We start from the raw sequence: 6,238 nt of genomic DNA on the forward strand, positions 1-6,238 counted from the left end.
CCTTACCTCACGTTGGTCGTCGATGGAGTGGCCGGCGCGACCTGCGGCAGAAGTGGCCGCGCCGACCTGCCGAAGAAGCGCGCGCGGTTCTCCTCCCAGACCGCCTGGCAGTGCGGATCTTCGGCATCCTGGGGACCAAGCGCGCGGCAGCGGCGCAGCTCGGCCGAAAGATCATCGGGAGCGGACACGGAGGGAGCATCGGATACAGGCCGTTCCGCCGGACGCCGATGAATGACGTGCAGTGCGGCGAGGAAAATCACAAACACGACGATCATCGCGCCTGCGCGAAGGATATCCGAGCGCTCCATGACCTGCGCCTCAGTTGCCGCGGAACATGGTGACGTTGCCGGGCTGATAGCCTCCGCGCGTCGAGAAGATCTTGTATTGCTGCTGGCCCTGCGATTCGGTCGCCGTCACACGCGCCTGCTCCAACGCATCCGCCCGTCCCTTCGCGGCGAGCACCGCGACGAGATCTGATAGCTGCTGGGAATGCAGGGCGAGGAGCTGGTTGCCGGCCTGAGCGGCCTGCAGGGCGCCACTTGCCGACTGGCTGGCGGTGACCAGCGAGCTCATGGCGCTGGAGTTGGTCGAGATATTGCCGACGACGCCGGCCTGCACCTTCAGCGAGTCTTCGAAAGCGCCCACCGAGTTCTGCCAACGACTTTGAGCCGCGGCAAACATTGTCGCATTGGACCCCGTAGCCGCCGCCGTGCCGTAGGTGCTGGAATAGGTTGTCTGGATGCGCTCAACGTTGAAGGCGATGTTCTGGGCCTGGCTCAGCAGTGACTGCGTTCGTGCGACCTGTGACTGAAGCTGGGTCAGCGTCGACAACGGCAGGTTGGCGAGGTTCTTTCCCTGGTTCACCAGGCTCTGGGCCTGGTTGGTCAGCATCTGGATTTGATTGTTGATCTGCTGCAGCTCGCGTGCCGCGGTCAGCACGTTCTGGCTGAAGTTGCTGGGGTCGTAGACGACCACCTGCGCAAACGCCTGCGTCGTCAAAAGCGGCTGAAACGACAGGGTGAGCGACAGGGCGCTCGCGATCATTAGGCTACGGCGCGTCTTGCGGGCGATCATGATTGCATCTCCAGGTTTGTCAGGTCAGGGATGAGATCGGCGGCCCAAAGCAGCTCGTGATCGGCGAGCCAGGCCGGCGTAAAATCCTCGCGGCCATGTTCGGCGAGCAGCCGCTCGATTGCGGCATGATCGGCCTTTGAGGAGGCCGCGCAGAAGGCGAGCGCGATCGGTCCGAGACCCAGCTCGAACAGCCGGTTGCCGCGTCGCGATTGGCAGTAGTAGTCCCGCTTTGGCGTTGCTCGCGCGATGATCTCGATCTGCCGATCATTCAGACCGAAGCGCCGGTAGATCGCCGTGAGCTGCGGCTCGATCGCGCGCTCGTTCGGCAGGAATATGCGCGTCGGGCAGCTTTCGACGATCGCGGGTGCGATGTTGCTGCCGTCGATGTCGGAGAGCGACTGCGTGGCGAAGACGACGGATGCATTCTTCTTCCTCAGCGTCTTCAGCCATTCGCGAAGCTGCTGGGCGAAGGCGGGATCGTCGAGGACGAGCCAACCCTCGTCGATGATGAGGAGCGTCGGCCGGCCGTCGAGCCGGCCCTCGATGCGGTGAAACAGGTAGGTGAGGACGGCGGGCGCCGCGCCCGCCCCGATCAAACCCTCGGTCTCGAAAGCCTGGACTGACGCCAAGCCAAGCTGCTCAACCTCAGCGTCGAGCAGCCGGCCGGACGCACCGCCGACGCAATAAGGTTGTAGCGCCTGCTTGAGCGCGGTCGATTGCAACAGAACTGTCAGTCCGGTGATCGTCCGTTCCTCGACGGGCGAGGAAGCCAGTGAGGTCAACGCCGACCAGACATGCTCCTTCGCGGTCGGGTCGATAGTGACGCCTTCCTTGGCGAGGATTGCTGTGACCCATTCAGCAGCCCAGGCGCGCTCCGCGGCGTCTCCGATCCGCGCGAGCGGCTGAAGCGAGACGGAGTCCTCGGCGCTGTTCGAGAGGCTGCCGCCGAGGTCGTGCCAGTCGCCGCCCATGGCCAGTGCCGCCGTACGGATCGAGCCGCCGAAATCAAAGGCAAAGATCTGGCTTTTGCGGTAGCGGCGGAACTGGATCGCCATCAGCGCCAGCAGCACGGACTTGCCGGCGCCGGTCGGGCCGACGATCAGGGTATGTCCGACGTCGCCGACATGCAGCGAGAAGCGGAACGGCGTCGAGCCTTCAGTCTTGCCGAAGAACAGCGGCGCGCTACGGAAATGCTCATCGCGCGCCGGCCCCGCCCAGACCGCCGAAAGCGGGATCATGTGGGCCAAATTCAATGTCGAGAGCGGCGGCTGGCGAACGTTGGCGTAGGCGTGGCCCGGCAGCGAGCCAAGCCAGGCTTCGAGCGCATTCACTCCTTCCGGCATGCAGGTGAAGTCGCGTCCCTGGATCACCTTCTCGACGAGGCGAAGCTTCTCGGTGGCGCGACCGGGATCCTCATCCCAGACGGTGACGGTCGCGGTGACGTAGGCTTGCCCAACATCATCGGTACCCAGTTCCTGCAAGGCGAGATCAGCATCGGCCGCCTTGTTCGCCGCATCGCTATCGACCAGCGTCGAGGCCTCGTTCGTCATCACCTCCTTGACGATGGCCGCGATCGACTTTCGCTTGGCGAACCACTGCCGGCGGATTTTGGTCAACAGTTTCACCGCCTCGGTCTTGTCGAGGAGGATCGCGCGTGTCGACCAGCGGTAGGGAAAGGCAAGCCGGTTGAGCTCGTCGAGGATTCCAGGATGGGTCGCGGTCGGAAAACCGACCACGGTGAGCGTGCGAAGGTGGTGGCTGCCGAGACGCGGCTCGAGGCCGCCGGCGAGCGGCTCGTCCGTGAGCAGCGCGTCGAGATGCATTGGCGTCTCGGGGACGCGTACGCGCTGCTGCCGGGTCGAGATCGTCGAATGCAGGTAGGTCAGCGTGTCGCCATCATCGAGCCACGCCACCTCCGGCATGAATCCTTCGACCAATTGCAGGACGCGGTTGGTCCGATCGACAAAGCCACGCAGCAGTTCGTGCGGGTCGACGCCGCTCTGCGCACGGCCTTCATAGAGCCAGCCCTCGATCCGCGAGGCGTCCTCGGCCGGTGGGAGCCAGACGAGGGTCAGGAAGTATCGACTCTCGAAATGCGCCCCGGCCTCCTCGAAAGCATCCCGCCGCTCCAGGTCGACCAGTGCTGATGCGGGATCGGGAAAGGCGCTGTACGGATAGGTCTGGGCGGCGCTGCGCTGGGCTTCGACGAAGATCGCCCAGCCTGAGCCGAGACGGCGCAACGCGTTGTTGAGGCGGGCCGTCACCCCGACCAGCTCCGCAGGCGTGGCGCTGTCGAGATCCGGACCACGAAAGCGCGCCGTCCGTTGGAACGATCCGTCCTTGTTGAGGACCACGCCTCGTTCGATCAACGCGGCCCAGGGCAGGAAGTCGGGAAGGCTGGTGGGGCGATTGCGATATTCGGCGAGGTTCAGCATGGAGGCCTCATGTGGCGAGGTAAGGCGGATAGCGAAGGTGACGTCGAACGACGTCCACGAATTGCGGGTCGCGCTTGGCCGCCCAGACGGCCGCGGCGTGGCCCACGGCCCAGATCAATGCGCCGGGGATCCAGAGGCGCAGACCGAGCGCGATGGCCGCCGCCAACGTGCCGTTGGCGATCGCAACCGCGCGCGGCGCACCGCCCATCAGGATGGGCTCCGTGAGCGCGCGGTGGACCGGCGCGAAGAAGCCCGGCACGTCTGGATCGACAAGCGCAGCCATCAGACCAGCGCCCCACCCGAGAAGCTGAAGAACGTCAGGAAGAAGCTCGAGGCGGCGAAGGCGATCGACAGGCCGAAGACGATCTGGATCAGCCGGCGGAAGCCGCCCGAGGTGTCGCCAAAGGCGAGCGTCAGGCCGGTCACGGTAATGATGATGACCGACATGATCTTGGCGACCGGCCCCTGCACCGATTCCAGGATCTGGTTGAGCGGCGTTTCCCAGGGCATCGAGGAGCCGGAGGCGTAGGCCGCGGGCGCGAACGCGATGGACATCAGCGCGATCGCCGCAGCGTCGGTGAAGCGGTGTCGAGTACGACGAATCGCGGAAGGAATCTGGATCATGATGGAGCTCCGGGAGGTGAAGTTGCGCCGCCCGCCTCGGCGGACTGGACGCGGTAATCGCCGGTGGCGGGATCGAGGCCGGCGACGAGAGCAAGTTCAGCGAGACGGCGTTCGCTGCCGCGACCGCGCAGCACCGCGACGACATCAATCGTCTCGGCGATCAGGGTCTTGGGAACAGTGAGGATGGCTTCCTGGATGAGCTGTTCGAGGCGACGAAGCGCGCCCAGCGCAGTCCCAGCGTGAATCGTACCGATCCCACCGGGGTGGCCGGTGCCCCAGGCTTTGAGGAGCTCCAAAGCTTCACTGCCCCGCACCTCCCCAACCGGAATACGATCGGGGCGCAAACGCAGCGAGGACCGAACCAGATCGGAGAGGGACGCGACGCCGTCCTTGGTGCGTAGCGCGACCAGATTGGGTGCGCGGCACTGCAGCTCGCGCGTGTCCTCGATCAGTACCACGCGATCGGTGGTGCCGGCGATTTCGGCGAGCAGTGCATTGGTGAGAGTGGTCTTGCCGGTCGAGGTGCCGCCAGCGACCAGGATATTCTTGCGCGATGCGACGGCGGCCCGCAGCGCCGCCGCTTGATCAGCCGTCATGGTGCCGGCGGCGACATAATCGTCGAGCGTGAACACCGCGACCGCGGGCTTGCGGATCGCAAAGGCCGGCGCCGCAACGACAGGCGGGAGGAGTCCTTCGAACCTCTCTCCCGTCTCGGGAAGCTCGGCCGAGACACGCGGCCTCTCGGCATGGACCTCAGCGCCGACATGGTGCGCCACCAGACGGACGATCCGCTCGCCATCGGCGGCGGACATTGTGCGCCCGCTGTCCTCCAGACCACCCGACAGCCGGTCAATCCAGAGCCGACCATCGGGATTGAGCATCACCTCGACGATCGTCGGGTCTTCGAGGAATGTCGCTATCGAGGGGCCAAGCGCGGTGCGCAGCATGCGCGCACCACGCGAGAACGCTTCCGAATGGAGTGAAGTGCCCGCCACGATCGTCCCCCGTCGAACGCCGATCGAGAAATGCGATCGGCGACGGGGATGGATAGAAAAGGCAGGAAATGGGTTAGTTCAACAAGTATTCAGCCGTCGTAGAGAGCCCGCGTAGTGGAGAGAAAAAATACTTGCCGGATCGAATGCGTGCTCATCGGACCCTGACCGGGCCTCCTATGTTCAACTCGGCCGCCATCCCAATCTTCTTATACGGGCTGGCGATCATTCGCGGCCTCATTGTGTTCTACGTTGTAGTAAGCGTGGCAGTCGAGCGCTTGCTGGGCTGTCTGGCGGGTCTTCCTGATCATCAGTTTGATCGTCGCTTATTTCGCACTCCGGCCCTAGCGTTGGGACGAGTGCTGATGAATGTCCCGTTCGAGGGCGAAGCCGAAACAGCTGGGCTCGACCGTTATGGACGGCGTTTGACCCTTCGCGGATCTTGAGAAGTCCGCTCGCAGGCGCCGAAATTTGTCGGTGCCGCGCCCCATTCGACTAGCGCCTCTCGACACTATACCTTGTGACAAAGGCGGCCGCAGCTTAGAGTTTGCGAATCTTATTGACTCGCGGATAGGATGTTGGCTTTCCGTGACAGTTATTCCGTCGTTTTCAGAAAGGCGCGTAGTGTCCGAAGTGAGTTCTGGCAGCGCATCTGCAGCTGAATTGCAGGTTGCTCAACGGCGGGATGCCGTAAGAATTCTGTTCATTCTTGATCGCGCCGGGAAGCGTGCGAGCAGGGATGCCCCTGAAGGATGCGTCAAGGTGATCGAGGCCGAGATGCGTGTCCAGGCGATAGACTTTTGGATCCGAAATCCCGACTATCTGGCCCACGAACTGCTTGATCAGTATGAACTGGGCGAAAAAAGGCAGGGCGCACTGCTCAATGGCGCGGAAGCAGTGATGGCCGGCGACGAACCCGAGCTCAGACGCTTGGGCATGTTACGGTATCTGTTCGGCGCCTACGAGGCGCTCGACGACGCCATGGCGACGCTTACGCTCCATGGGTTGGCGATCCTAACAGTCCGCTGAAAAACCAACAAATCCGTTTCCGATTTGGCGTTTCCTATTGGATGTCGTGGGGGATTGATGTCGGAGCGGCGATTGCCGCTGCGA

General features: G+C 63.9%; 7 protein-coding genes. 1 reads left to right on the forward strand and 6 read right to left on the reverse strand.

Going from position 1 to position 6,238, the window contains the following annotated elements; all coding sequences use genetic code 11:
- Positions 1-2: 2 nt before the first annotated feature.
- From trbK-alt to trbB, 6 genes are read right to left on the reverse strand one after another with little or no spacing between them, the layout of a single operon-like run.
- Positions 3-308: a putative entry exclusion protein TrbK-alt gene (gene trbK-alt, locus GGD62_RS39090; protein ID WP_183714389.1), complete on the reverse strand. Its 306-nt coding sequence runs from the start codon at positions 306-308 to the stop codon at positions 3-5.
- 10 nt (positions 309-318) lie between these two features.
- Positions 319-1,074, reverse strand: coding sequence for a P-type conjugative transfer protein TrbJ (trbJ, locus tag GGD62_RS39095; protein ID WP_183714392.1), 756 nt, complete (start codon positions 1,072-1,074; stop codon positions 319-321).
- Positions 1,071-3,509: a conjugal transfer protein TrbE gene (trbE, locus tag GGD62_RS39100; protein WP_183714395.1), complete on the reverse strand. Its 2,439-nt coding sequence runs from the start codon at positions 3,507-3,509 to the stop codon at positions 1,071-1,073. Before trbE ends, trbJ begins: the two co-directional genes overlap by 4 nt.
- A 7-nt stretch (positions 3,510-3,516) precedes the next feature.
- Positions 3,517-3,792 carry a VirB3 family type IV secretion system protein gene (locus GGD62_RS39105; protein ID WP_183714399.1) on the reverse strand — a complete coding sequence of 92 codons (276 nt, stop codon included), beginning with the start codon at positions 3,790-3,792 and terminating at the stop codon, positions 3,517-3,519.
- Positions 3,792-4,133, reverse strand: a complete 342-nt coding sequence (locus GGD62_RS39110) for a TrbC/VirB2 family protein (protein ID WP_183714402.1) — start codon at positions 4,131-4,133, stop codon at positions 3,792-3,794. Before GGD62_RS39110 ends, GGD62_RS39105 begins: the two co-directional genes overlap by 1 nt.
- Positions 4,130-5,128, reverse strand: a complete 999-nt coding sequence (gene trbB / locus GGD62_RS39115; RefSeq protein ID WP_183714405.1) for a P-type conjugative transfer ATPase TrbB — start codon at positions 5,126-5,128, stop codon at positions 4,130-4,132. Before trbB ends, GGD62_RS39110 begins: the two co-directional genes overlap by 4 nt.
- A 585-nt stretch (positions 5,129-5,713) precedes the next feature.
- Here trbB and GGD62_RS39120 point away from each other — a divergent pair.
- Positions 5,714-6,154, forward strand: a complete 441-nt coding sequence (locus tag GGD62_RS39120) for a hypothetical protein (protein ID WP_183714407.1) — start codon at positions 5,714-5,716, stop codon at positions 6,152-6,154.
- Positions 6,155-6,238: the final 84 nt, after the last annotated feature.

Source organism: Bradyrhizobium sp. ERR14 (genome assembly GCF_014198235.1).
Taxonomy (GTDB): domain Bacteria; phylum Pseudomonadota; class Alphaproteobacteria; order Rhizobiales; family Xanthobacteraceae; genus Bradyrhizobium.